Origin of the sequence: Dethiosulfovibrio faecalis, assembly GCF_021568795.1 — a bacterium.
GTDB classification, from domain to species: domain Bacteria; phylum Synergistota; class Synergistia; order Synergistales; family Dethiosulfovibrionaceae; genus Dethiosulfovibrio; species Dethiosulfovibrio faecalis.
Genome location: NZ_JAKGUE010000001.1, coordinates 361,214 through 384,597 on the forward strand (window position 1 = coordinate 361,214; position 23,384 = coordinate 384,597).

General features: G+C 52.8%; 21 protein-coding genes, 5 tRNA genes and 1 rRNA gene. All 27 read right to left on the reverse strand.

Annotated elements, in window-relative coordinates; all coding sequences use genetic code 11:
* Positions 1 to 7: 7 nt before the first annotated feature.
* The 27 genes from L2W58_RS01875 to rrf all read right to left on the reverse strand — a co-directional run bounded on the left by L2W58_RS01875 (position 8) and on the right by rrf (position 23,257).
* Entirely contained in the window at positions 8 to 2,005 is a 1,998-nt protein-coding gene (locus L2W58_RS01875; RefSeq protein WP_236101306.1) for a V-type ATP synthase subunit I, read from the reverse strand.
* Positions 1,992 to 2,318, reverse strand: coding sequence for a cell envelope biogenesis protein TolA (locus L2W58_RS01880; RefSeq protein ID WP_236101308.1), 327 nt, complete (start codon positions 2,316 to 2,318; stop codon positions 1,992 to 1,994). Before L2W58_RS01880 ends, L2W58_RS01875 begins: the two co-directional genes overlap by 14 nt.
* 207 nt (positions 2,319 to 2,525) lie before the next feature.
* Positions 2,526 to 2,601, reverse strand: a tRNA-Gly gene (locus L2W58_RS01885).
* A 56-nt stretch (positions 2,602 to 2,657) separates the two neighbouring features.
* Positions 2,658 to 4,022 carry a 23S rRNA (uracil(1939)-C(5))-methyltransferase RlmD gene (gene rlmD, locus L2W58_RS01890; protein WP_236101310.1) on the reverse strand — a complete coding sequence of 455 codons (1,365 nt, stop codon included), beginning with the start codon at positions 4,020 to 4,022 and terminating at the stop codon, positions 2,658 to 2,660.
* Positions 4,023 to 4,095: 73 nt separating this feature from the next.
* Positions 4,096 to 4,665 (reverse strand): 2-oxoacid:acceptor oxidoreductase family protein, encoded by a 570-nt coding sequence (locus L2W58_RS01895; RefSeq protein ID WP_236101312.1) that lies wholly within the window; start codon positions 4,663 to 4,665, stop codon positions 4,096 to 4,098.
* Positions 4,665 to 5,483, reverse strand: coding sequence for a 2-oxoacid:ferredoxin oxidoreductase subunit beta (locus tag L2W58_RS01900; RefSeq protein WP_236101313.1), 819 nt, complete (start codon positions 5,481 to 5,483; stop codon positions 4,665 to 4,667). Before L2W58_RS01900 ends, L2W58_RS01895 begins: the two co-directional genes overlap by 1 nt.
* A gap of 1 nt (position 5,484) precedes the next feature.
* Positions 5,485 to 6,621, reverse strand: coding sequence for a 2-oxoacid:acceptor oxidoreductase subunit alpha (locus tag L2W58_RS01905; RefSeq protein ID WP_236101315.1), 1,137 nt, complete (start codon positions 6,619 to 6,621; stop codon positions 5,485 to 5,487).
* On the reverse strand, positions 6,614 to 6,823 hold the full coding sequence (locus tag L2W58_RS01910) for a 4Fe-4S dicluster domain-containing protein (RefSeq protein ID WP_005661975.1): 210 nt from the start codon (positions 6,821 to 6,823) through the stop codon (positions 6,614 to 6,616). The genes L2W58_RS01905 and L2W58_RS01910 overlap by 8 nt, the downstream gene beginning before the upstream one ends.
* A 58-nt stretch (positions 6,824 to 6,881) precedes the next feature.
* Complete coding sequence (gene tsaB, locus L2W58_RS01915; protein ID WP_236101317.1) at positions 6,882 to 7,550, reverse strand: tRNA (adenosine(37)-N6)-threonylcarbamoyltransferase complex dimerization subunit type 1 TsaB; 669 nt, start codon at positions 7,548 to 7,550, stop codon at positions 6,882 to 6,884.
* A 3-nt stretch (positions 7,551 to 7,553) separates the two neighbouring features.
* Positions 7,554 to 8,027 carry a tRNA (adenosine(37)-N6)-threonylcarbamoyltransferase complex ATPase subunit type 1 TsaE gene (gene tsaE, locus L2W58_RS01920; protein WP_236101318.1) on the reverse strand — a complete coding sequence of 158 codons (474 nt, stop codon included), beginning with the start codon at positions 8,025 to 8,027 and terminating at the stop codon, positions 7,554 to 7,556.
* On the reverse strand, positions 8,024 to 8,257 hold the full coding sequence (locus L2W58_RS01925; protein ID WP_236101319.1) for a hypothetical protein: 234 nt from the start codon (positions 8,255 to 8,257) through the stop codon (positions 8,024 to 8,026). Before L2W58_RS01925 ends, tsaE begins: the two co-directional genes overlap by 4 nt.
* On the reverse strand, positions 8,254 to 9,765 hold the full coding sequence (locus tag L2W58_RS01930; RefSeq protein WP_236101320.1) for an NAD(P)H-hydrate dehydratase: 1,512 nt from the start codon (positions 9,763 to 9,765) through the stop codon (positions 8,254 to 8,256). Before L2W58_RS01930 ends, L2W58_RS01925 begins: the two co-directional genes overlap by 4 nt.
* The gene (acpS, locus tag L2W58_RS01935; protein WP_236101321.1) at positions 9,749 to 10,138 is read right to left on the reverse strand and encodes a holo-ACP synthase; all 390 of its coding nucleotides are present in this window, start codon (positions 10,136 to 10,138) and stop codon (positions 9,749 to 9,751) included. The genes L2W58_RS01930 and acpS overlap by 17 nt, the downstream gene beginning before the upstream one ends.
* A gap of 211 nt (positions 10,139 to 10,349) precedes the next feature.
* Positions 10,350 to 10,424, reverse strand: a tRNA-Val gene (locus tag L2W58_RS01940).
* A gap of 77 nt (positions 10,425 to 10,501) precedes the next feature.
* On the reverse strand, positions 10,502 to 11,314 hold the full coding sequence (gene proC / locus L2W58_RS01945) for a pyrroline-5-carboxylate reductase (RefSeq protein ID WP_236101322.1): 813 nt from the start codon (positions 11,312 to 11,314) through the stop codon (positions 10,502 to 10,504).
* 29 nt (positions 11,315 to 11,343) lie between these two features.
* A complete protein-coding gene (rlmB, locus tag L2W58_RS01950) occupies positions 11,344 to 12,153 on the reverse strand; it encodes a 23S rRNA (guanosine(2251)-2'-O)-methyltransferase RlmB (protein WP_236101323.1) in 810 nt (269 codons plus the stop codon).
* Positions 12,150 to 14,963, reverse strand: a complete 2,814-nt coding sequence (gene uvrA, locus L2W58_RS01955; RefSeq protein WP_236101324.1) for an excinuclease ABC subunit UvrA — start codon at positions 14,961 to 14,963, stop codon at positions 12,150 to 12,152. Before uvrA ends, rlmB begins: the two co-directional genes overlap by 4 nt.
* Positions 14,920 to 16,929: an excinuclease ABC subunit UvrB gene (uvrB, locus tag L2W58_RS01960; RefSeq protein ID WP_236101325.1), complete on the reverse strand. Its 2,010-nt coding sequence runs from the start codon at positions 16,927 to 16,929 to the stop codon at positions 14,920 to 14,922. Before uvrB ends, uvrA begins: the two co-directional genes overlap by 44 nt.
* Positions 16,930 to 16,991: 62 nt before the next feature.
* Positions 16,992 to 18,914 carry an ATP-dependent zinc metalloprotease FtsH gene (gene ftsH, locus L2W58_RS01965; RefSeq protein WP_236101327.1) on the reverse strand — a complete coding sequence of 641 codons (1,923 nt, stop codon included), beginning with the start codon at positions 18,912 to 18,914 and terminating at the stop codon, positions 16,992 to 16,994.
* Positions 18,915 to 18,932: 18 nt separating this feature from the next.
* Positions 18,933 to 19,475 carry a hypoxanthine phosphoribosyltransferase gene (gene hpt, locus L2W58_RS01970; protein ID WP_236101328.1) on the reverse strand — a complete coding sequence of 181 codons (543 nt, stop codon included), beginning with the start codon at positions 19,473 to 19,475 and terminating at the stop codon, positions 18,933 to 18,935.
* Between the two features lie 15 nt (positions 19,476 to 19,490).
* On the reverse strand, positions 19,491 to 20,858 hold the full coding sequence (gene tilS, locus L2W58_RS01975) for a tRNA lysidine(34) synthetase TilS (protein ID WP_236101329.1): 1,368 nt from the start codon (positions 20,856 to 20,858) through the stop codon (positions 19,491 to 19,493).
* A 227-nt stretch (positions 20,859 to 21,085) separates the two neighbouring features.
* Complete coding sequence (locus tag L2W58_RS01980; RefSeq protein ID WP_005661955.1) at positions 21,086 to 21,382, reverse strand: YerC/YecD family TrpR-related protein; 297 nt, start codon at positions 21,380 to 21,382, stop codon at positions 21,086 to 21,088.
* Between the two features lie 95 nt (positions 21,383 to 21,477).
* Positions 21,478 to 22,494 (reverse strand): pyridoxal phosphate-dependent aminotransferase, encoded by a 1,017-nt coding sequence (locus tag L2W58_RS01985; protein WP_236101331.1) that lies wholly within the window; start codon positions 22,492 to 22,494, stop codon positions 21,478 to 21,480.
* Between the two features lie 145 nt (positions 22,495 to 22,639).
* Positions 22,640 to 22,726: transfer RNA gene (locus tag L2W58_RS01990), tRNA-Leu, on the reverse strand.
* Positions 22,727 to 22,832: 106 nt separating this feature from the next.
* Positions 22,833 to 22,909: transfer RNA gene (locus tag L2W58_RS01995), tRNA-Met, on the reverse strand.
* 6 nt (positions 22,910 to 22,915) lie between these two features.
* Positions 22,916 to 22,991 (reverse strand) — tRNA-Met (locus tag L2W58_RS02000).
* Between the two features lie 151 nt (positions 22,992 to 23,142).
* Positions 23,143 to 23,257: ribosomal RNA gene (gene rrf, locus L2W58_RS02005) — 5S ribosomal RNA — on the reverse strand.
* Positions 23,258 to 23,384: the final 127 nt, after the last annotated feature.

A 23,384-nucleotide genomic window follows, 5' to 3' on the forward strand; every position in this document is an offset into this window, starting at 1 on the left:
CAATCTACTAGCCTTCGCCGCCCTCTTCTGATATGGCGACGTACTTCGTGTTATACCGAAGAGGTTCGAAAAGGCGGCCTCCTCCGGCGTAGAACTTGCTAAAAAACTCCACGTACTGTAGACGCAGAGAGTGGACGAACGCTCCCAGAACGTTGACTGCAACGCTGAAAAGGTGACCTCCCAGGAAAAGCACGATGGCTATCAGCCATCCTACGTAAGGAATGCTCGAGGAAAGACCGGCCAACATGTTTATTATCATAGCGATGGCCGAAGTAGCCAATCCCAAGGCCAGGAGACGACTGTAACTGAGGACGTCCCCCAAGTAGGCTGTCACGTTGTACAGGCTCAGGAGCCCAGAGATAGCCTTTTGGATCATGCCGTCTTTGTCTCTGCCCTGTGTCGCCACCAAGGTTATCGCTCCAGCTGCTGTTACGAGCTTGCCCAACCAGGAGATTGCCGGCAACTTCGCGGAAGCGCCTAAAAGAAGAAGTCCGGTAAGAAAGACCATCCATCCGAGTTGGTCCGCGAAAGCGCCCATGTAATCGCCTTTTTTGAGGCAATCCTTCATAGCTACGGCCATCCCAAAGAATATTTGGACTATACCGAAAACCAGAGAGATCCCTAAAAAGGCCATAGGATCGTTCATGGGAATCAGAAGGACCGGGATATCCTTGATGGGCTTAAGGAAACGAAGGAACGGTACTACGTCTATCATGTCTCCCATCCAACTTCCGGTTAAGGCGCCGACCAAGGTGGCGGCGATGCCGGACAGAACGAAAAGAGAGAAGAATTGCTTGGTTCCCGAGGGCATTTTCTTGAATTTTTTAAGGAAGGCCATGAAGAAACCGACCATGATGAGACCGTACCCACCGTCTCCCAGACACATTCCGAAGAATATGAAGAAAAACGGCGCCAACAGAGGAGTCGGATCTATACCACCGTATTTGGGAGCTCCGTAAAGCTTGGTCAAGGTCTCGAACGGAAGAGACCACTCGGGATTTTGAAGCAGGGTCGGAGGCATGTCGGACTCCCCCGGATCGTAAAAACGAAGTTCGGTAAGATCGGACACAGGAGAAAGAGCCTTTACCAGTTCGTCCTCTTCTTCCACCGGAACCCAGGAGCGGATTAAAACGACTTCGTCGGTGTACTCTCCGCCCTCCAATGCTCTCGCGCGATCGGCAAGGACAGTCCAATAGTCGCTGAACCTTCTGACGTCAGGGACCAGATCCTCCGCCTTTTGATGCATCTTAACGTCCAGATCCTCGGCCTCTTTTAGAAGCCGCTCCCTCTTCTCGACGAGGCGTTTTATCTCCTCCTGCGAAGACAGGGACAGGTCTTTCGAAACATCGATCTTTGAAAAGCCGAAACCGCCGGCTATCTCCATAGCCCTCGATTCCAAGGCTCTTAGCCCCACCATCACGACCCAGGTCTCTTTATCCTTGGGGCCGAACGGCACATGATAGGTCTCGATGTCCTCTCCCAAAGCGTCTAAAATGGACCGATTCCACTGGTCTATCTTTTCGACCGGGATGGTCCCAATTACACCGGAGACGCTTTCGGTTCCGGAGGACATGAGGCTCATCGGATAGGGCATATCCTTCAACTCGCCAAGAAAAGAGATATATCCGTCCGTTTGAGATATATCCGATCGAATTTCGACGAGTTTTCTCTCCAGGGCGCGAACTTCCTCCGCCCTCTCCTTGACCTCGAACGATTCGGACGCGGAAGCCAAATACCGAAGTGAGCACTCCGGTTTTTCCCCAAAGGATCTAGCTATAGAGCTGACCTCGTCCACATAATAGGGCTCCAGTATCCTGAGGAGATATCGGGCTTCGCTGATCTTATCGTCCAAATCCGCCAGAATTGCCGGAGACTTCTGTCCATCCTCGTCTCCATCGGGAAGGACGATCTCACAACACCCTAACTTCTGAAGCGTGGCGAGAACCGTGTCGACCACGGTGTTGTGAGCGTAAAGCTCCAGCTTTTTGACACTAGCTACGCCCATATCTAGCCATCACCTCTTCCGCAACCCAGGAGGACACAGCACCGACACCTTTTCTACCGGCCTCGATAAACTTCTGAGCTTCTTTTTCGCCCTCCGCAACGATGGAGTCGGCCTTTTTTTCCGCCTCCGCCTCGACCTCGGTCAATCGGCTTTTGTACCTCTTGTAGGCCTCCTGCTTCGATTCCTTGCGCATAAGATCCGCCTCGTCCCTTGCCTTGGAGACTATCCTAGCTGCCTCGGATCTGGCTTCAGCCACCCGTTGTTTAGCCTGAGCTTCGACCTTTTTGATCTCTTCGGTAAGACTGGTCGCCATTCCGCTCACCTCCTTTCGAGGAACAAAATCCTTCAAAAGGTCTGTACTCTCGTGTACAGACCGGGACACCACTCAATTTTAGTGATCGAGGATAGTCGTGTCAATCAAAACAAATGGCCGAAAACGAATTATCCCCTAAAAAGAGCTATAAAAAGCAAAAGAGCCCAACTGTCAATTAAAGACAGCTGAGCTCTTTTGCTTTTTATATGGAGCGGACAACGGGATTCGAACCCGCGACCCTTAGCTTGGGAAGCTAATGCTCTACCGACTGAGCTATGTCCGCACACTGACGTCTGGAATCGATCGACGCCCGTAATTATAGCGATTCATGCAGATATGTCAACCTCTTGCGATACGTTTGAACGAGGCCAGGGTTTCGACGTGGACGGTCTGGGGGAACAGGTCGAAACACTCCAATGTGGTCAACTCCCAACCGTCGGAGACCAGCTTGGCGCCGTCTCTTGCCAGTGTAGATGGATTACAGGAGACGTAGACCAACGTATCGGCGGAGCTCTCCGTAACGGCGTCCAGTACCTCCGAGGCGCAGCCGCCTCTCGGAGGATCGACGACGATCACGTCAGGCTGGGCTTCCACCATGGTTCTAACGGTATCCTCCGCCCTGTTGCATATCCCCTTGACGTTGTCCAATCCGTTACGGGAGACGTTTTTCAAAAGCCCTTCGATCGCCGGTGCCCACTCCTCCACCGCCAATACCGTTTTCGCAGCTTTGGCTAAAACGACGGTCAGGGCCCCTACTCCGGCGTAGAGTTCCACGACCGCCCCTCCCCTTTCGGCAACGATAGAGGACGCTCTGAGGAAGAGCCTTTCCGCCTGAAACGGATTTACCTGAAAGAAAGCGGTCCCGTCATAGGATAGATCGTAGTTGGAGATCTTTTCCGACATGACCCCTTCTCCCCATATCGTCGACGATCTCTCTCCAAGTATCCTGTTTCCCCTGGAGGGGTTTTCGTTCCAGACTCCGGAAAACGGCGCCTGAGTCGTCTCCTTCAGCCTAGCTAGGGATCGCTCGAGAAGCTCCTTGCCACGGCAGTCTCTGAGGGATGTCACCACGGCTAGAGCCAAAAGAGAGCCCCCTCTGTTGCCCCTGATAACCATGTGTCGCAACAGGCCTTTATGCCGTCTCTCGTCGTAAAAGGGAACTCCGTCCCTTTTCAACTCCGGCATCACCCTATTCCTGAAATCGACGTAGAGTTTTTCCACGTGGGGCATGAGAACGGGACATCCGTCGATGGGGACCAACTTATGGCTACCGGATCTAAAAAAACCTATTTCCCCACCGTTTTCGGATCTTACGGGAAACGAGGCCTTGTTACGATAGCCCCATTGAATAGGACTCGGGTGACAGATGGGTCTCTCTACCTTCATCCTTCCGATCCTCTCCATGGCGTCTTTCACGCTCTTGGCCTTTATCTCCAGCTGTAGATCGTAACTTCCGTGTTGGAGCTGACATCCTCCGCAGAGACCGTACCAGGGACATCTAGGGGTTATCCTATGTTCCGACGGAACCTCGACATTAAGGACCTTAGCAGTGGCGTAGTTTTTTTTCTCCGTCTCCAGGGAGACCCTTACTATCTCGGAAGGCAGACCTCCATCCAGGAAGACTACTTTGCCGTCCTCTCCGACTGCCACCCCTTGTCCCCTGGAATTCACGTCCCTGACTGTAAGAGTGATTTCTTTGCCCACGGAGATCCCCCCAAAAATATGCCGGGGTAGAGTTTTTATCTCTCCCCGGCACGATATATGTTCTTATTCTACACTAAAAGTGGAGCGACTGGCTGTTCTTGAAGACTTTATAGCCCTCGTCGAAAGCCTTGCCGTTCATCTCCTCCGTTCCCTTGGGGACCCTGGAGAGGATGGCCTTTCTTATCGCTTCGGGTTCCGCCACTTTTTCAAGCTCGAGCACCCTGGCCACCATTCCGAGAGATACCATGTTGGTGACAAGCTCTCGTCCGATGACGTCTCTCGCCGTCTTCACGATGGGAAGATGATAGATGTTGGCGTCCACCTCAGGTATATCCTTGACATAGAAATCGTCTATTATCAACCGTCCTCCGGGCTTCGTCTCCGCAGCATACTTCTCGCAAGCTTGGGAAGTCAGGATAACCTGTAGATTCGGCTGAACCGGCATGGGATAGTCTATGGGCTCGCTGGAGATGACCACCTCTGCCTTGGAGCTGCCTCCTCTGGCTTCGGGACCGTAGCTCTGGGTCTGAACTGCGAACAGCCCGTCGGCGTAAAGAGATACGGCCTCTCCGACTACAACCGAGGCCAAGATAACGCCCTGTCCGCCGGAGCCGGCGAAACGAATTTCGAAACGATCGCTCATTAGCCTTCCCTCACTTTCTTGGTCATGGCAAGGTATTGCTCGGTGTACTCGGCAGCGGTCTTGTTGACGAACTCTCCTACGACTATCTTGCCGTAAAGCTCCTCCGGAGACATGTCCTTTGCCTTTTCCTTGGTGACGGTGGCGGACTTGAGGAACTCTATGTTGGATATGGGAGTACGCCTGTTGTTCTTACGACCGAACTGGGTGTGACAGCTGGAGATTATCTCCACCACGGAGAACCCCTTATGTTTTATGCCATCGACGATATATTTCTCAGCCTGTTTGGGGTTGGCGATGGTCGATCTTGCCACAAAGGTAGCTCCGGCTCCCTCGGCCAAACGACAGAGATCGAAGGTGGGATCCACTGCACCGTAAGGAGCGGTGGTGGCCAAAGCCCCGCCGGGGGTGGTGGGGGATGCCTGTCCTCCGGTCATACCGTAGATGTTGTTGTTCATCACGATGGCCGTTATGTCGATGTTACGTCGGCAGGCGTGGATGAAGTGGTTGCCACCTATGGCGGAGCAGTCTCCGTCGCCCATTACGTCTATAACGGTCATCTCCGGCTTGACCATCTTGATGCCCGTGGCGAATCCCAGAGAACGACCGTGGGTCGTGTGAAGGGTGCAGGCATCGATATAACCGGGCATACGGCTGGAACATCCGATACCGGAGGCTATGACAGTGTTGCTCTGGTCTTTCTTAAGGTCAACCAACGCCCGGAACAGCGAATGCATGATTATGCCGTGGCCGCATCCGGGACACCACATATGAGGGAAAAACCGAGTTCTGAGCCAGCTGTATACTTCTTTCGAGGGCATCTTATCTGACCTCCTGGGAGATTTTTTCGAGGATATCCTTGGGGTGGAACAGATCCCCGTTTACCAACTCCATGGGTATTACCCTGGATTTTCCGTGAACCGCACGCTCCACTTCCAATACCATCTGGCCACAGTTCAGCTCGGGGACTATGATGGTCTTGACCTTGCGGGCGAGCTTCTCCAGCTCCTTGTCGGGGAAGGGCCACAGGGTTATGGGGCGGAAGTGTCCTACCTTCATTCCCCTGGCTCTGGCGTCCTTGACGGCTCTGGAACTGGAACGAGCCACGCTTCCGTAAGAGACCACCAGGATATCGGCGTCCTCGACGGACTCGGTATCGTAACGGACTATATCGTCTCTGAACCGGTCTATCTTTCTCATCAGACGGGTCATCTTCTTCTCTATCTCGTCGGCGTTATTGGTCGGGAATCCCCAGTCGTTGTGGGTAAGACCGGTCACGTGCCAACGATAGCCGTCGCCGAAGGAAGCCATCGGAGGGATATCGTCCTCTGGGTCTGCTTTATATGGGACGAACTTGTCCATTTCCACGGTCGGCTTTTTCCTGTTCGAGATTCTGATGTCCTCGGGATCGGGAATCTCTATCTTCTCTCTCATATGACCGATCTCGGCGTCACTCATTATCAACACCGGCTGACGATATTTCTCGGCGGCGTTGAAGGCCTCTATAGCCATGGTGTAGCACTCCTCCACCGAGGAAGGAGCATAGGCTATAGTGCCGTGATCCCCGTGGGTTCCCCAACGAGCCTGCATGACGTCCTGCTGTCCCGCTTTAGTGGGAAGCCCCGTGGAAGGGCCGCCTCTCATGACGTCGACTACGACTATCGGTATCTCCGCCTCGTAGGCAAGACCCAGGTTCTCCTGCTTAAGGGAAAAACCAGGCCCGGAGGTCGCGGTGAGAGCCTTGGAACCGGCGATGGAAGCGCCAATGGTCGCTGCTATGGCGGAAATCTCGTCCTCCATCTGGATGAAGCGACCGTCCAGTTTGGGAAGCTCTTCCGCCATCTTTTCAGCAATCTCGGTGGAGGGGGTTATGGGATAACCGCCGAAGAAACGACAGCCGGCAGCCAAGGCCCCCATAGCCAAAGCCTCGTTACCCTGCCAAAACGCTACCTTACCCATTTTTTTCCGCCTCCCTAATCGTTATAGCCAAGTCGGGACAGATATTCTCGCACTGGCGACACCCTATGCACTTTTCGGGCTCGAAAGGCTCGGCTTTCTGTCTGTCGTCGATGCCGAGGACCTTCTTAGGACAGATCTCCACACAGAGTGAACATCCTTTGCACCAGGTCTTGTTGATGATTACCTCAAACTTCTTCGCCAAAAAATTCACCTCCAAAGGTTTTCCGTTCCCCCCAGGAACGGTTGGTGCACATGTAAGTTTATCTTGAAAAACCACCTATGCCGGGATCTCTATGATATCTAGCCTTTACGGCCTCGGGGTCTACCGCATAGTCCTTGCGGTGCCAAGCCGTCAAGGCTGTAGCGATACCACCGATACTCGGAATAAGGTTTATGGAACCATCGTATTGCATGCCTCGACATGTACGGTCTTCCGTCACCACTACCTTGGAAAAACCGTCTAAATCGTTCAAGGCCGACGATAGATCGGATAAAGATCTCTCTTTTTCGGCCATGACCTCCTCGAATCCGTCGTCGGTTAGATAAAAAGCGGCGGAATAGACAGCATCTCGGCCAGCTCTTATACAGGGGACGGTCAGATCCCCTATGATAGGGGTAGCTCCCCTAGCCAGGGCTTCGAGAGAGCTTATCGGTATAACCGGAAGCCTCAGCCCCTTGGCGAGAGAGACGCCATATGCCACGGCTATGCGTATTCCGGTAAAATACCCGGGACCTACCGTAACCGCTATCGCATCTATATCTTGCAAGGACATCCCGGAAAAAGAGAGAAGTGAATCCACGAGAGACGGAAGCATGGCTGCCTGGGTCCTTCCGAGATCCACGTTGATCTCGGAAACCGGGATCCCCTCGGAGACGATTCCCCCGCAGGTCCAACGATTGGAACAGTCCAGGGCCAGAATTCTATCCATGTATCAATGCCTCCAATCCTCTAGGTCCAAGGAATCAAAAAGATCTCTACTGACATCGTCCAGAGGATCGACCTCTATGGTTCTGAGGAAAGCATCGTCCTCGTCTCCCTTGAAAAAGACGGAAAAACCCTCCAGCTTAGGAACGGAGGTCAGTCTCTCGGGCCATTCGATCACGACAACCCATCCGTCGTCGCTGTATTCGTCCAGCCCCAGCTCTCTGAAATCGACCTTTTCCAGACGATAAAGATCGGCATGGGCTACCGGGATGGTCGAATCGTACTCGTTAACCAAGGTAAAAGAAGGGCTTCTCACTTCCCTCCATCCAAGTGCTTTGAGCATCCCTCTGACGAAGGTGGTCTTTCCCATACCCAAAGTACCGTTCAACAGGACTATCGACCCCGGAGTCAGGGCTTTTGCGAAGGCGGCACCGAAAGACTCAGTCTCCTCCGACGACGTGGTTGTAATCGAAAAAGTCATCTTTTCCACCTTTTCATCAATACGAGAAAGATGATCCCCATGGCGAAAAACATCGCTATGGCAGGCAGAAGGGCCTTAGAGATGGCGACCTCCGGACGATAAAACTTGACTCCGCCTATCATGGCCAAGGCAAACAACAGGGATAAAGCCGATATTCCCAGACCTCTACGCTGTATTTTCTTTGTTTTAAGCAGCTCTTTATCCCAATCGACCGGCTCTCTTCCTCTCATAGAACCTCTCCCATCACCGATGGAATCTCGTCGGCTATCTCTGAAGCTCTTAGTCCATCCACGCTTTTCTCAGAGAGATTTTCTCCAGAGACTCCATGGATCCACGAGGCCATAGCCCCAGCCTCCATGGAGGATAGACCTCTAGCCCACATCGCTCCGACCAACCCTGAGAGGACGTCTCCCGAACCCGGTATGGACAGGGCCTGATTACCCGAGGAGATGACAGAACGCCTCCGACCGTCGCTTATCAATGTTCCGTATCCCTTCAAAAGACAGAGGCCGTATTTTTCCCCTAGCTCGGTCACGGCAGACAACCTTCGGTAAGCCACATCGGATGGAGTCCAATCTAAAAGCCTGGCGGCCTCTCCCTCGTGGGGAGTTATCAATAGGTTTTCCCGGCGATCCTTTCGAGAGGCCAAGAAGAAAAGCCCGTCTCCGTCTACGACGGTTTTATAGCCTCCATCCTCCCAAAAGCAGGAGAAGATCTCCTCTGAAAGGCCGTTCCTGTCCAGACCTGGCCCCACCACGGCGACGGAACACCTCTCTCTCCATCTGTCGAGAATAGCGCTCAGTTCGTCGGGAGTGTTCATCGGCTCGAAAATGACCTCCGGGAGAGAGGAAATATAGGGCCTCACGATCTCTGGAGCCGCCAAGACGCAGAGCCCAGCGCCTCCTCTGAGAGCCCCCATGGAGGCCAAAGCGGCAGCCCCCGGATATCTGAGAGACCCGGCGATTATCAACACGCCTCCGCGGCTTCCCTTGTGGGCGTCCAGACGGGTAGAAGGGTATCTCTCCTCTACCCACCGTCTGTCTATCAGGTCCATGGACAGCTCCTCGTCGTCTCTGACGATGACCTCGTCGTCCACGCCTATATGAGCTATAACGAGATCCCCTGAATAAATTCGCCCTGGGGAAACGAAATGGCCGATCTTTCCGGCAATCATGGTCACCGTCACGTCTGCCTTTATCACCTCTCCGAGAACGGTACCGTCGCTCAGGTCGACACCTGACGGGCCGTCTATGGCTAAGATCTGTCTAGCCTTTCGGGCGGAGCATACGGCACGGAGGACCTCCCCTCTGGGAGCTCCCTTAGCACCGGTACCGAGCAATGCGTCGATTACCAGGGAAGCTCGACCGACCGAGTCAGCCAACTCCGTATCGGAAAGATCCTCTGTTTTTACACACGGTATGTGAAGTTTGGTCAGGATGGAATAGTTTGCAGAGGCGGCACCGGACAGACGGGACTCGTCCCCAGCGAGAAAGACGGAGACACGTCGGCCCATTCTGGCAAGATGCCTGGCCACTACGAATCCGTCGCCTCCGTTGCTTCCGGTACCGGCTAATATGGCCACTTCGTCCCCGACTGCGGACATGGAGGCTGCCATATCGGCACATGCGATACCGGCGTTTTCCATGAGTATCTCAGAGGGTATGCCCAGGCGATCCATGGCGTACCTATCTGCGGACTGTATGACCTCAGAAGGATAAATCTTATTTAAGGTTTTCATGGTATGGCCCCTCCTCCATAACCACAAAAGCTAATGCGTAGTCACCGTCATGGCTCAACGAAAGGTGAAAACGGTTCTCTCTTAAATATTGTCCGATCTCCGGAGAAAGTCCGCCCAACCTGATGGAAGGACCTTTCTCCGTTCGGGAAACCCAAACTCCTTGAAAGACCACCTTGGCCAGGTGAACGCCGGAGGCCTTTGAGAATGCCTCTCTGGCAGCGAAAGAAGCGGCCAAATGTCTGGCAGGAACCGGACGGGACATGGCGTAGTCTATTTCCTCAGGAGAGAAGACCCTCTTGAGAAAACGATCGTTTTCTATGCACCTCGCCAGTCGAGATACTCGACAGAGATCGACGCCTACACCGAGAACCATGAATTCCCCTCCCCCGTACAGAACAATACTATACTCTATTTTTGAGAAATCACAATTCCCCCGAAGAAAAAAGATGTAAAAACAGATCTTCTGGAGAAGTGTTTTTATCGATAACCATGTTTCTTCATGATCAAACAACAGTCGCGTCAATAAACTTCACTATTTAAAGTTACAAAAAAAGCTCCGACCGTAGTCGAAGCTTTGCACTCAATGGTGGGTGGTAGAGGAATCGAACCTCTGACCTCTTCCGCGTCAAGGAAGCGTTCTACCCCTGAACTAACCACCCGCCAACGCCAGAGAATTTTACATGGGATAGGGCTTCTTGTCAATCTCCGATCTCCACTACTCCGGCATAAAGAGCTTCTATCTACTCGATAAATTTTCTCTCAAGGCACGAGCACCGGAACGTCCCTTCTCGCTGGCAACGACGACCGCCTCGATAATGGACGTCCTGAGACCACCGGATTCGAGAACCCTCAAGGCATCTATGGTCGTGCCAGCGGGGGTGCATACCCTGTCTTTATAGGCCGCGGGATGCTCTCCCCCCTGCAGGGCGAGCTCGGCGGATCCTATCAGGGTCATCGCCGCGGCCTCGAAGGAGACGTCCGCTTTCAGACCGGAGGCCAGTCCGCCCTGGATGAAGGACTCCAGGATGGTGAAGACATAGGCCGGACCGGAGCCGGATATTCCTGTAATACCGTCCAGATCGCCTTCGGAGACTTCTCTAGCCAGCCCGATAAAGGATAGAACCTCGCGAAGAAACTCTCTGTCTTTTTCGGTAACCTCAGCCGATAGGCTATATCCGGTGAAAGCCTTGCATACCGACGCACATATATTGGTCATGGCTCTGGTCCAACGGGCATCGGAAGCGCTCTTCTTCAATAGTTTCAAATCCACGCAGGCCGCCAGAGAACAACAGAGTTTTCCGGAGAGTTTGTCGGAGTTGGTCTCTATCACCGACAAGACGATATGGGGCTTTAAGGCCCAGAATACAATTTCACCGTGCATCAGGGCCTCGTCCATTTCATCGGCTACGGAGATGCCCTTACCCTCCATGTCCAGACGTCTTTCGGCGCTAGTATCGTAGACCATGACGTCCTGTCCCTTAAGATAGAGCCCCTCGGCGACGGCACCTCCTAAAGCACCGGCTCCGATTACAGCGATTTTACGTCTCACATCGTTCAATCCGGACAGCTCCTCTCGTTCTATTCAGCCAATGGATTTAATCTGCGCCATTCAAACATACCCAAAGCCGCAGCGACGCTGGCGTTCAGAGACCCGGTCTCTCCGACCATGGGAATTCTGCGAAGATCGTCGCATCTCTCCGAAGAGAGCCTGGACAGTCCCTCCCCCTCTGAACCCACTACAAGCACAAGTTTATCAGGCAGGGGGCTGGACCATATATCTCTAGGTGCCTCATGGTCCAAACCGACCACCCAGTATCCTTCCTTCTTGAGGATTTCCATAGAGCGAACCAGATTGGTCACCTCGTACAGGGGGACCCTGAAAGCCGCGCCAGCGCTGGTTTTTATCACGGTTCCCGTTACGCCTACAGATCTTCTGGAGGGGTATATCACCCCGAGTGCCCCTACAGCCTCAGCCGTTCTTATCATCGCTCCGAAATTATGAGGATCCTTCACGTGATCCAGGGCCAGCAAAATAGAAGGGCCTTTTTCCGGAGCCAGCTGCGATAGGTCCTTCGGCTTCGGCAGATCTATATTCGCCACTATACCCTGGTGTTTTTCTCCTCCGGTGATCTCGTCCAGATAGGATCCGTTGGCCTCGGTCACCTCAACGGCGCTCCTGCCAGCCAAACTCAGAAGGTCGTCTCGAAATGCGGTCTGAATACCTGTAGCCAGATATATCTTTTTACAGGCTGAGGGGACCGTCTCGAGCATCGATATTACCGCGTTTCTTCCCCAGCATAGATCTTTATCTTCCGAACGACGGGAGCTCGTGGTTCTTCCTTTGGAACGATCCGATCGAACTTTTCTTTTGTCCTTCAGGTCAGTCATCTCCCTTCCTCAAGATAACGGTCTATATGATAACCGGTATATCCCGATTTTTTCTCAGCCAAATCCTCGGGAGTTCCCGAGGCGACCAAGTTTCCGCCGCCTACGCCGCCTTCCGGGCCAAGGTCTACGACGTAATCTCCGGAACATATGACGTCCAGATTGTGCTCTATGACCACCACGCTGTTTCCCTGATCCACCAATTTTCTCAGTATCGTTATCAACTTTACTACGTCGGTATAAAAAAGACCGGTGGTCGGCTCGTCCAAGAGATACAGGGTTCCCTTTCCCGATCTGCGGCCAAGCTCCTTTGCCAACTTCACCCTCTGGGCCTCTCCTCCGCTGAGGGTCAAAGCTGATTGACCGAGCTTGATATAACCCAGACCGGCATCCTGTATGAAGGCCAATCTGGAGGCAATGGCCGGTATTTCGCTGAAATGCCCTAGGGCTTCATCCACCGTCATGTCCAGCACATCCGCTATGCTTTTACCTCTATAGGTAACTTCCAAGGTCTCTCTATTGTACCTTTTTCCTCCACAGACCTCGCAGTCGACGTAGACATCCGGCATAAACAACATCGAGACCTTCTGGACCCCCGCCCCTCCGCAGGCCTCGCAGCGACCGCCCCTGACGTTGAAGCTGAACCTCCCGGGAGCGAATCCCTTTATCTTGGCCTCGGGCATCCGAGAGAAGAACTCCCTGATATGGGTAAACAATCCGGTGTATGTAGCCGGATTAGACCTGGGAGTACGGCCGATAGGGCTTTGATCCACCATGACGACCTTACGGATCTTTTCCCAGCCCTCTATGTTTCGATGAGCTCCAGGTCTTATCCTGTAGGATTTATCCATCTTTCTCTTTATCCCTCTGTAGATGACGTCGTACAGCAACGTGCTTTTCCCAGATCCGGAAACCCCGGTCAGACAGACCAGGTTGCCCAGGGGAATCTCTACGTCCATATCCTTAAGGTTATTTTCCGAGGCTCCAAAAATCTTCAGTTTGTCTTCCCCGGGAGAGAGTCTTCCCTCTCTGTATATGCCTGAGGCCTTTCCTTTTATGTAGGGACCGGTTTTGCCCACCGAATCGTCGAATTCATCTCTATATCCTTGACGAATCAGCTGTCCTCCCTGTTCTCCTGCCTCCGGCCCTATCTCTACTAAATAATCGGCGGCGTTCATAACGTCTCTGTCGTGCTCCACGACCACCACGGTATTGCCTATGCTCTTTATGGTGACAAGTGTCTCTATGAGCTTGCCCGTATCTCTCGGGTGCAGGCCTATCGTAGGTTCGTCCAAAACGTATAGTACTCCCGTTAGTTTCGAGCCTATCTGGGTAGCCAGCCTTATCCTCTGACTTTCCCCTCCACTCAAGGTATCAGCCCTTCTGTTCAGAGAAAGATATCCCGCTCCTACCTGCACCAAAAACTCCAACCGTTTTATAAGCTCGGAGAGAACCTGACCTATTATAGAGCTGTCTCTATCGTTTAAGGAGAGATTTTTAATCACCTGCAACAGCTCGTCCACCGGCATGGAGACCAACTGGCCTATGTTCCACTCTCCTATGAAAACGCTGAGGCTCTCCGGTCTAAGTCTCAATCCGGAGCAGGAACGACAGATATCCTCCGATAGATACTGGGACAGTTCTTCTCTTACCGCCTCCGAGTCGCTTTCGCGCCAACGCCTGTCCAACCAGGTCAGAAGGCCTTCATAGCGTCCCATATACTCGGAAGTAATCCCTTTTCTCTCGAATGTGAGCCGAAGTTTTCTATCGGAGCCGTTAAGCACGATGGATCGTTCTTCCTCCGAGAGATCCCGGTAAAGCCGATCCCCGTCTATCCCAAGCGAGGACAGCAGGGATGTGAGACGACGAAGCATGTAGTGGTTTTTACGCCACGGAAGCAGCGCCCCGTCCAGAAGAGGCAAATCGGTCACTACCGCCAGGTCCTCGGAGAAAGCCCTATGGCTCCCTATACCGGAGCAATCGGGACAGGCTCCCGAAGGGTTGTTGAACGAGAAGAGCGCCGGCTCGAGATCGGGAAAAGAGGTATCGCAATCGGGACAGACGTGTCTTTCCGTAAGTCTACGGGGCTCTCCGTCCTCGGTCTCTACCGAGACGAATCCGTCGCTTAGATCCAGGCAGACCTGGATGGCCTCGGCTATCCTGCTTTTACGGTCCTCCACGATCTTCAGACGATCGACCACGACTTCGATATCGTGAGGACGTTTTTTATCCAACTCCAGATCCTCTTCCAGCCAATAGACCTCACCGTCCACTCGAACCCGCAGAAAACCTTTTTTTCTGAGGTCGACGAAGAGGTTTTTAAACGCTCCCTTTTTTCTCTTCACCACCGGCGCCAAGATCTCCGCTTTTTTGCCCTCTTTTTCCCTCAAGAGCAGATCCACCATCTCGTCCACGCTGTGCCTGTGAAGCTCGGCACCGCAGGACGGACATCTGGGAACGCCGATCCTGGCGAAGATGAGCCGTAGATGATCGTATATCTCTGTTACGGTTCCCACAGTCGACCGAGGGTTGTGGGAAACCCCTTTCTGTTCGATGGATATTGCAGGTGAGAGTCCGTCTATATCGTCCACGTCCGGTTTTTTCTGAACCCCGAGGAACTGTCTAGCGTAGGCTGACAGGGACTCAACGTATCTTCTCTGCCCCTCCGCATAGAGGGTATCGAAAGCCAGGGAGGACTTTCCCGAACCGGAAGGCCCGGTTATGACCGTCAGGGTATCTTTCGGAATATCCACCGATATATTCTTCAGGTTATGTTCTCTTGCGCCTACGATGCGAATTACCCGATGCGACACGGGGCATCTCCCCTCCCCTTATAGTTCCCAATATGTCTCTGAGGGTAGCCGCCCTCTCGAATTGAAGTTTCTCCACGGCCTCCCACATCAGCCTCTCGAGATCCCGTTCCTCCATGCCCTCGAAAGTCTCCTCCCACTTGTCAGGCCCCTTAGGAAGGGCGTCCTTCATCAATTCCTCCGGAAGAAGAGTCCTTATCTCTCTATGTACCGTCTGAGGCACGATGTTGTGATCTTCGTTGTACTTTATCTGGAGCTCCCTGCGTCTTACCGTCTCGTCCACCGCTTTGGATATGCTGTCGGTCATCTCGTCGGCGTAGAGGACCACCTTGGAATTGACGTTTCTGGCGGCCCGTCCCATAACCTGTATGAGCGAACGGTAGGATCGAAGGAAGCCCTCTCTGTCCGCGTCGAGTATGGCCACCAACGTCACCTCAGGAAGGTCCATCCCCTCGCGAAGCAGATTTACCCCTACCAGAACCGAGACGCCCCCCGACCGTAGCTCCTTTATAAGGTCCGCTCTCTCGAAGGTGTTCAGATCGGAGTGGATATATTTGGCCTTTAGTCCGAGGTCTACCAGATATCCTCCGAGGTCCTCCGCCCCTTTCTTGGTCAAGGTGGTCACCAGTGCCCTCTCGTCCCTGCCTATGACCTCTCTCAATCGCTCGAGAAGATCGTCTACCTGACCTGTGGCGGGGACTATCAAAACCTCCGGATCCGGTATGCCCGTCGGTCTTATGACCTGTTCGACTATCCGCTCCGACACGGACGACTCCCAGTCTCCCGGCGTGGCCGATAGAAAGAGGGTCCTGTTCATGTAGCGGGCGAATTCCTCCCAACGAAGAGGACGGTTATCGAGACAGGACGGCAGACGGAATCCGTGGTTGACCAGGGTCTCCTTTCTGGCCCTGTCTCCGTTGAACATCCCTCTGACCTGAGGCAAGGTGATGTGAGACTCGTCCACCACCAGCAGAAAATCGTCGGGGAAGAAGTCTATCAACGTACCGGGAGGCTCTCCCTCGGAGCGGCCGTCCATATACCTCGAGTAGTTTTCTATGCCGGAACAATATCCCGTCTCGACCAGCATCTCCATGTCATATCTGGTCCTGCTCTCTATCCTCTGAGCTTCTATGAACTTTCCCTGAGAGGTGAAAAGGTCCACCTGCTGCCTCATCTCCTCCGAGATCGCCTTCATCGCTCCTGCCACCGCCTCGTCCGTCGTGACATAATGCTGAGCGGGATATATGGCAGCTCTCTCCTTGCGAAGAACGGTCTTCCCAGAAACGGGGTCCGTCTCCTCGATGGATTCTATCTCGTCGTCGAAAAACACCACCCTGAGACAGGTATCGCTGTAGGCCGGGAAGATCTCCACCACATCCCCTCTTACCCTGAAGTTACCGGGGGAAAGGGCGACGTCGTTTCTGCTGTAGTATCCTGCCATCAAGGATTCCAAGAAGGTCCTTCGATCCCAGGTCTCCCCCACCGAGAAGGGTATCACTGCTTCCTCGTAGTTTTTTCTCTTTCCCAGACCGTATATACAGGATACGCTGGCGACCACTATTACGTCCTCTCTCTCTATCAGCGCCTTGGTGGCGGCGAGACGTAGCTTCTCTATTCTGTCGTTGACCGAAGCATCCTTCTCTATGTAGGTATCCGACGAAGGTACATAGGCCTCCGGCTGATAGTAATCGTAGTAGCTGACGAAATAATGGACGGCGTTGTCGGGGAAGAAGTCCCTGAACTCACTGTAGAGCTGAGCCGCCAGGGTCTTGTTGTGAGCCAGGATCAGTGTGGGTCGCTGGACCTTCTGTATCACATTGGCTACGGTAAAGGTCTTTCCGCTCCCGGTCACCCCCATGAGAGTCTGATACTTCAATCCCTTCTCGAATCCCTCGGATAGTTTGTCTATAGCCTGGCCCTGATCGCCCGAAGGAGGCCAGGGAGACTTGAGTTTGAAAAGACTGGGCATATCTTTCACCTCCCGAAAAGAGACGAAGGGAGCGTGGGGAAATCCCCTCGCTCCCGATCTAATTATGCCTGAAAGTTCACTCCGTCTTCTTCTGGATTCTCTTTGGGGATGTCGTCTTGCGGTGAATCTTCGTCGGAGTTAGCATCGTCCTCCTGTGGCTGAGGCGCCTGTTTTTCTTCCTCCTCAATGACTTCTCCAAGAAGAACGGAAAGTTCCTTCCCGTCTATTATCTCCCTTTCTAGAAGGGTCTGTGCGACCAGGTCCACCTTATCCATATTGTCCGAGAGGATGGTCTTGACCTTTTCGTAACAGCCCTCGACGATTGAGCGAACCTCTCTGTCTATGGCGTAGGCGATCTCCTCGCTGTAGTTCCTGTCCTCCGCAATATCTCTGCCCAGGAATATCTCGTGCTGTTTTTTCCCGAGGGTGACAGGACCCAGACTTTCGCTCATTCCATATTGAGTCACCATCTGTCTCGCTATCTGAGTGGCCCTTTCCAGGTCGTTGGTGGCTCCGGTGGTTATATCACCGAAAACCAGCTCTTCAGTGACCCTTCCTCCTAAAAGGACGCAGATGTTGTTTAAAAGCTCGTTCCTCGACATGAGGAAACGATCTTCCTCCGGAAGCTGGAGGGTATAGCCCAAGGCCATACTGCCTCTGGGAATGATGGATATTTTATAAACCGGATCGCATCCCGGAAGAAATTTCGCCACCAAAGCGTGGCCTGTTTCGTGGAACGCGATAATATTCTTTTCCTTCTCTCCTATCAGACGGCTCTTTCTCTCCGGACCGGCCAGGACACGGTCGATCCCTTCCTCCAGCTCGTCCATTGAGATCCTCTCCTTGCCGGATCTGGCAGCCAATAGGGCGGCCTCGTTTACCAGGTTGGCCAGGTCGGCCCCCACGAAACCGGGAGTTCTCTTGGCGACCACCTCGAGGTTCACCGACTCGTCCAGTTTTTTCTCTTTTATATGGACGTCCAGTATGGCCTTACGCCCTCTGACGTCGGGGCGATCCACCACGACATGACGGTCGAACCTTCCCGGCCTCATCAGGGCGGGGTCGAGTACATCCGAACGGTTGGTAGCGGCGATCAGGATTATGCCGGTCTTCTCGTCGAATCCGTCCATCTCCACAAGGAGCTGATTCAATGTCTGCTCCCTCTCGTCGTGTCCGCCTCCTAGACCTGCTCCCCTCTGTCTTCCGACCGCGTCGATCTCGTCTATGAAGACTATACAGGGTTGATATTTCCTGGCCTGCTCGAAGAGATCGCGAACCCTCGAGGCTCCTACCCCTACGAACATCTCCACGAAGTCGGATCCGCTGGTGCTGAAAAAGGGTACCGCAGCCTCCCCCGCACAGGCTCTGGCCAGAAGGGTTTTCCCGGTACCGGGAGGCCCGAGAAGAAGGACCCCTTTGGGAACGGTGGCACCGAGTTTGGTAAAACGGGACGGATCCTTCAGATATTCTATGACCTCCTGAAGCTCCTCCTTAGACTCGTCGCATCCGGCTACGTCGTCGAAGGTGACCTTGGGACGATTGTCCAGGAACATCTTAGCCTTGCTCTTGGCGAAACTCATGACCTTCCCGCCACCTCCCTGCATGTGGTACAGGAAGAAAATCCAGACCCCTATGAGCAACAACGTCGGGAACAAAGAGGACATCATGGTGACCCACCAGGGATTTCTCTGCGGAGGGGCTATTTTGACGTCCACACCTTTTTTAGTGATGTCCTGGGCGATATCTCCCGCCCCTATCACGTAGGTGACAAAATCCTTGCCGTCCACCGTCTTGCCTGTAAGGGTGGAATCGTTTATGACCACCGATTTTATACGACCGCTATCAACTTCGTGAAGAAACTGGCTGTAGCTCAGGTCTCTTACGTTGACCCCCCTCTGTTCCGGCGAGAGAAAGACGTTTACCAGACTCACAACCAGAACGATCAGGATCAGGTAGAGCCCGAGGTTCTTTACCAATCGCTGCAAATTTTTACCTCCTTCCAGCTATGCCTCGACCGTAGGCTCCACCGAGTGGACCGACCGAAGGTTACGCCATCTCTCCGCATAATCCAAACCGTATCCTACGACGAAAAGATCGGGTATATCGAAGCCAACGTAATCGACGGAGATATCGGCGATCCGCCTCTCTTTCTTGTCTAACAGGGAACATATCGCCAGACTTTTCGGTCCTCGCTCCATCAAAACCCTCCTGAGATAGGAAAGGGTAAGTCCCGTATCGACGATATCCTCCACTATGAGAACGTCTTTGTCCTTTATAGAGTTATCCAGGTCTTTGTTTATGCGCACCACGCCACTGGACTTCGTAGAGTCCCCGTAAGAGGATACACTCATAAAATCCATGCTGACATCGACATTATCGTCTATAGCCCGAACCAGATCGGCCATGAAAATGACCGCTCCCCTAAGTATTCCTATAACGATGAGCTCCCTGCCGTTGTAGTCGACGCTTATGGCCTTTCCCAATTCCGTTACTCTTCGGGCTAGCCTTCCCTCGTCTATGAGGGTTCCGGCAACCTCGTAATCCATCCGACGCTCTCCTTCCTACCCCTGACGGGGATGGGTAAACCTTATAGAACAAACACCATCACATTTTACACTATCCAGCGGAAAAACCCACCGCCCGAACCAATTTCCGATCCTGGGAGACCAATAGGGTATTCCGTTTATCCTCACTACGGGAATTTTGTTTTCGATACACCAGGGGAAACTACCTCTTACGGCTTTTTTCTCCTTATTTTTTATAGAAGAGAGAGGAACTACGTCGATTAGGCATTCCCCATCCTTCGGCAAGACAGGGACGTTGGCCACGAGACCTTCTCTGAAGGGGATTCCTTCCTCCAGACAAGACCAGGAGATCTCCTCTCCAAACCACTCCGATTCTCCTCTAGTAAGGGACAGAACGATCGTTTCGGAAGACCTTTCCTCCAGGGACTCTCTAGTCAGCCATATAAGGTGATCCTTGCAGCAACATAGCTCGACGTCCTCTGACCATTGAAAACGCCATCTGGAAGAACGTTCCAGTAGATCCGAAAGGATCTCCGTCCTGTGTCTAGACAAAGTCCTCAGTCCAAGCTCTCTACCTACGTGACGGAAGAGCCAAATTCTATGCCCTTTCGATAGATCCATCACGCCGGATCTATCCAGAGAGTAGAGAGACCAAGGCATAAAGGAGAACAGAGAACGAGATAGGTCGGAGGCGGTTCTCTCTTCTTCCCTACGGAGATCCGACATCTCCTCGATCAATGAGAGAACGTGACGACGGACTCCACTGTTTATCCTTTTCTCCAAGAGGGGCAGGACCTCGTGTCTTATCCTGTTTCGAAGATAGATGTCTTCCTGATTGCTTTCGTCCTCGACCCAGCTCCATCCGACTTCCTTCAGCAGCTCTCTCAGCTCATCCCTGGAGATCTCCAGGACTGGCCGGACGAAACGATCCCTGACCTCGGGAATTCCGGCAAGCCCGTAGGCTCCGGAACCTCTGGCCAGGTTGAGAAAAAAGGTCTCCACAGTATCGTCCGAGTTATGGGCCAGGGCCACGAAATCCGATCCTATCTCCTCTGCCTTGGACGCCAAGGCCTCGTGGCGTATTCTACGAGCAGCCTGTTCCAGGGACTCTCCCTTCATGGCCTCGCCTGGGACGTTCCTCGAGACTACGCAACACGGTATGTCCAGCTTTTCGCAGTGTTCTTTGACGAAGCAGGCATCCGCTTTTGAAGAATCTCCCCTTATCCCATGCTCGACATGGATTACAGAGATATCGTTGGGCCAACAGTTAAGCATCAGCCAAAGCAACGCCATTGAATCACTTCCTCCGGAGACTGCCACCGCTATCCTTTTAGCATCCCACCATCCCTGTCTTACGCCGGCACGGTGTAAGGTCTTCCCTAATTTCTCGGAACAACGTCTCACCTTTATCACACCTCCGGACGGGATAAAAGGGGAAAAAAAAAGAACCTCTCCGTGAGGTCCACACGACCACATACATGGAACCCAGGGGAAATACCCTCCCTAGGGACAGCCTCCGTATTTTACAACAGAACTGACGGAGCTGCCATAAGACGACGAGAGATAGAGAGACAAATTGGGGGAAGTCCTGACATCGGACCTCCCCCAAAGGATTCGTAATTATGTCGGAATTATTCCTTTGTGCCCTTTTGGAGGCGTTCCAGGACAATTCTGTAACCGTCGGCACCGTATTCCAGGAACTTTTTCACCCGACTTATAGTGGCGGTGCTGGCGCCGGTCTGCTGAGCTATCTGAGGATAGGTATAACCATCACGTAAAAGCCTTGCGACTTCAAGGCGTTGCGCCAACGCTCTTATCTCGCCGATAGTGGCGATATCCTCCAGAAACGAATAGACCTCTTCCTGGGATTCTAACGACAGAACGGCTGAACAGAGCTGATCTGTAAGACGATCTTTCCATTTCTCCACGTCCTGAATCCTCCTTTCCTGCCTCCTGATATCTTCAAAATCTCCACATCATAGTATCACCAACCAATAGAGTCTACAAGTACACAAGAAAGGATTTACAGTTTCTCCATTATAGAGAGCAAACGATTCATCTCGTCATCGGTACCTACGGTTATACGGACCCACTCGCCCTCCCAGGGCAGATTAAACCTCTTCACATCAGCATGTCGATCCCTCAACATAGAGACCGATTTCTCTCCAGGTATAGGACCATCGACCAGGAGAAAGTTGCCATCGCTGGGTAGAGCTTTCCATCGAGACATCTCCGCGAGGGACTCTCTGAATTTTTCCCTGGTCGAGACGATGGTCTTTATTCTCTCCTCCAGCCAAGACCGATTTTTCAGCAGGGTCAGGGCCACTGCCTCGGAATATACGTTGATGTTAAACGGACTCCTTAGATCGTTCAGAAAACGGGATACCTTTTCTGAGGTCACGAGACACCCCACCCTCAATCCGGCGATACCCCATGCCTTGGACATCGTCTTCAAAACGGAGACCCTTTCGGGAAGAGTCTTTGTGGTAAAACGATCAAGATATCTCCTAGAGGCGAACTCACCGTAGGCTTCGTCCACTATGACGGGACAGGAGGAGTTCTGCACCACCGAATCTATAAAATCGTCGGAGAGGAGCATCCCGCTGGGATTATTGGGGGAATCCAAGAGTATCAAAGACGGGGAAGCCTTTTTTATTGCCCCCATAAAAGCCGCCTCGTCCACCGAGACCTTAAAAGCAGTCTCGTCGAAGACCATGGGAACCGAGAGAGACCTGGCTTTGAACACCTTACACATATGTTCGTATTGAGAGAAAGACGGATTCAAAGTCAACACCGTATCTCCAGGTTTTACCCACGCAGCAAAGATCATCCATAGGATTTCGTCTCCGCCGTTTCCCGGTACGATTGAACTTGCGGGAAAATCGACATAATCTCCCAACACCTGACGAAGCTCTCCGTAAGAGGGATCGGGATACCTGTTGGGTTCCACGGATAGAAGGGCCCTATCGACATCATCCTTTATGTATGAAGGGATCGAATAAGGACACTCGTTCTTATCAAGTCTTAAAATATGGCTCATAGTCGCTCCTCCTCACTTTAAAGCAATAAAGCGAGAATAACTTTATCACGACGTCGAACACGATGCAACTTAACCGGCAAGAAAATGGGAGGACTCCACATGGAGTCCTCCCATACCGCCATTAACAGACGATAAAAAACGATATTGGTGCCCGAGACCGGGCTCGAACCGGTATGCCCTTACAGGCGAGGGATTTTAAGTCCCTTGTGTCTACCAATTCCACCACTCGGGCATCATTTTAAACGAGGAGATGATATCATCGCAGAACTACTCAGTCAAACAATTTTGGAGATACTCTCAAAAAAAGAAAGCCCCTCTCAAGGGGCTGAATAATTCGATGGTGGCGGTGACTGGAATCGAACCAGTGACACTACGGGTATGAACCGTATGCTCTAGCCAACTGAGCTACACCGCCGCATATTGGTTGCGGGGGCAGGACTTGAACCTGCGACCTTCGGGTTATGAGCCCGACGAGCTACCAACTGCTCCACCCCGCGATGTCCTCGTTTCTTCAAGACTTGGAGAGTATAGCAGAGATGGAGTTTCTTTTCAAGAGGGGCGCAGGAGAGGAAATATACAGAATAATAACCTACCAGCCCCGACCATCGAAGGATGATCGGGGCTGGTAGTAGAAAAAATAGAAAAGACTCTTGGCAGCGACCTACTCTCCCACGAAGCGAATCGCAGTACCATCGGCGCTGGAGGGCTTAACTGCCGGGTTCGGCATGGGACCGGGTGTACCCCCTCCGCAAAAGCCACCAAGAATCTTTCCAAACTATATAAAGCACCAAGACAAGGAACAAAGAAAACAAAAAGAGGTTAAGGCCTCGGCGTATTAGTACCGGTCAGCTCCACGCGTTGCCGCGCTTCCACCTCCGGCCTATCTGCCC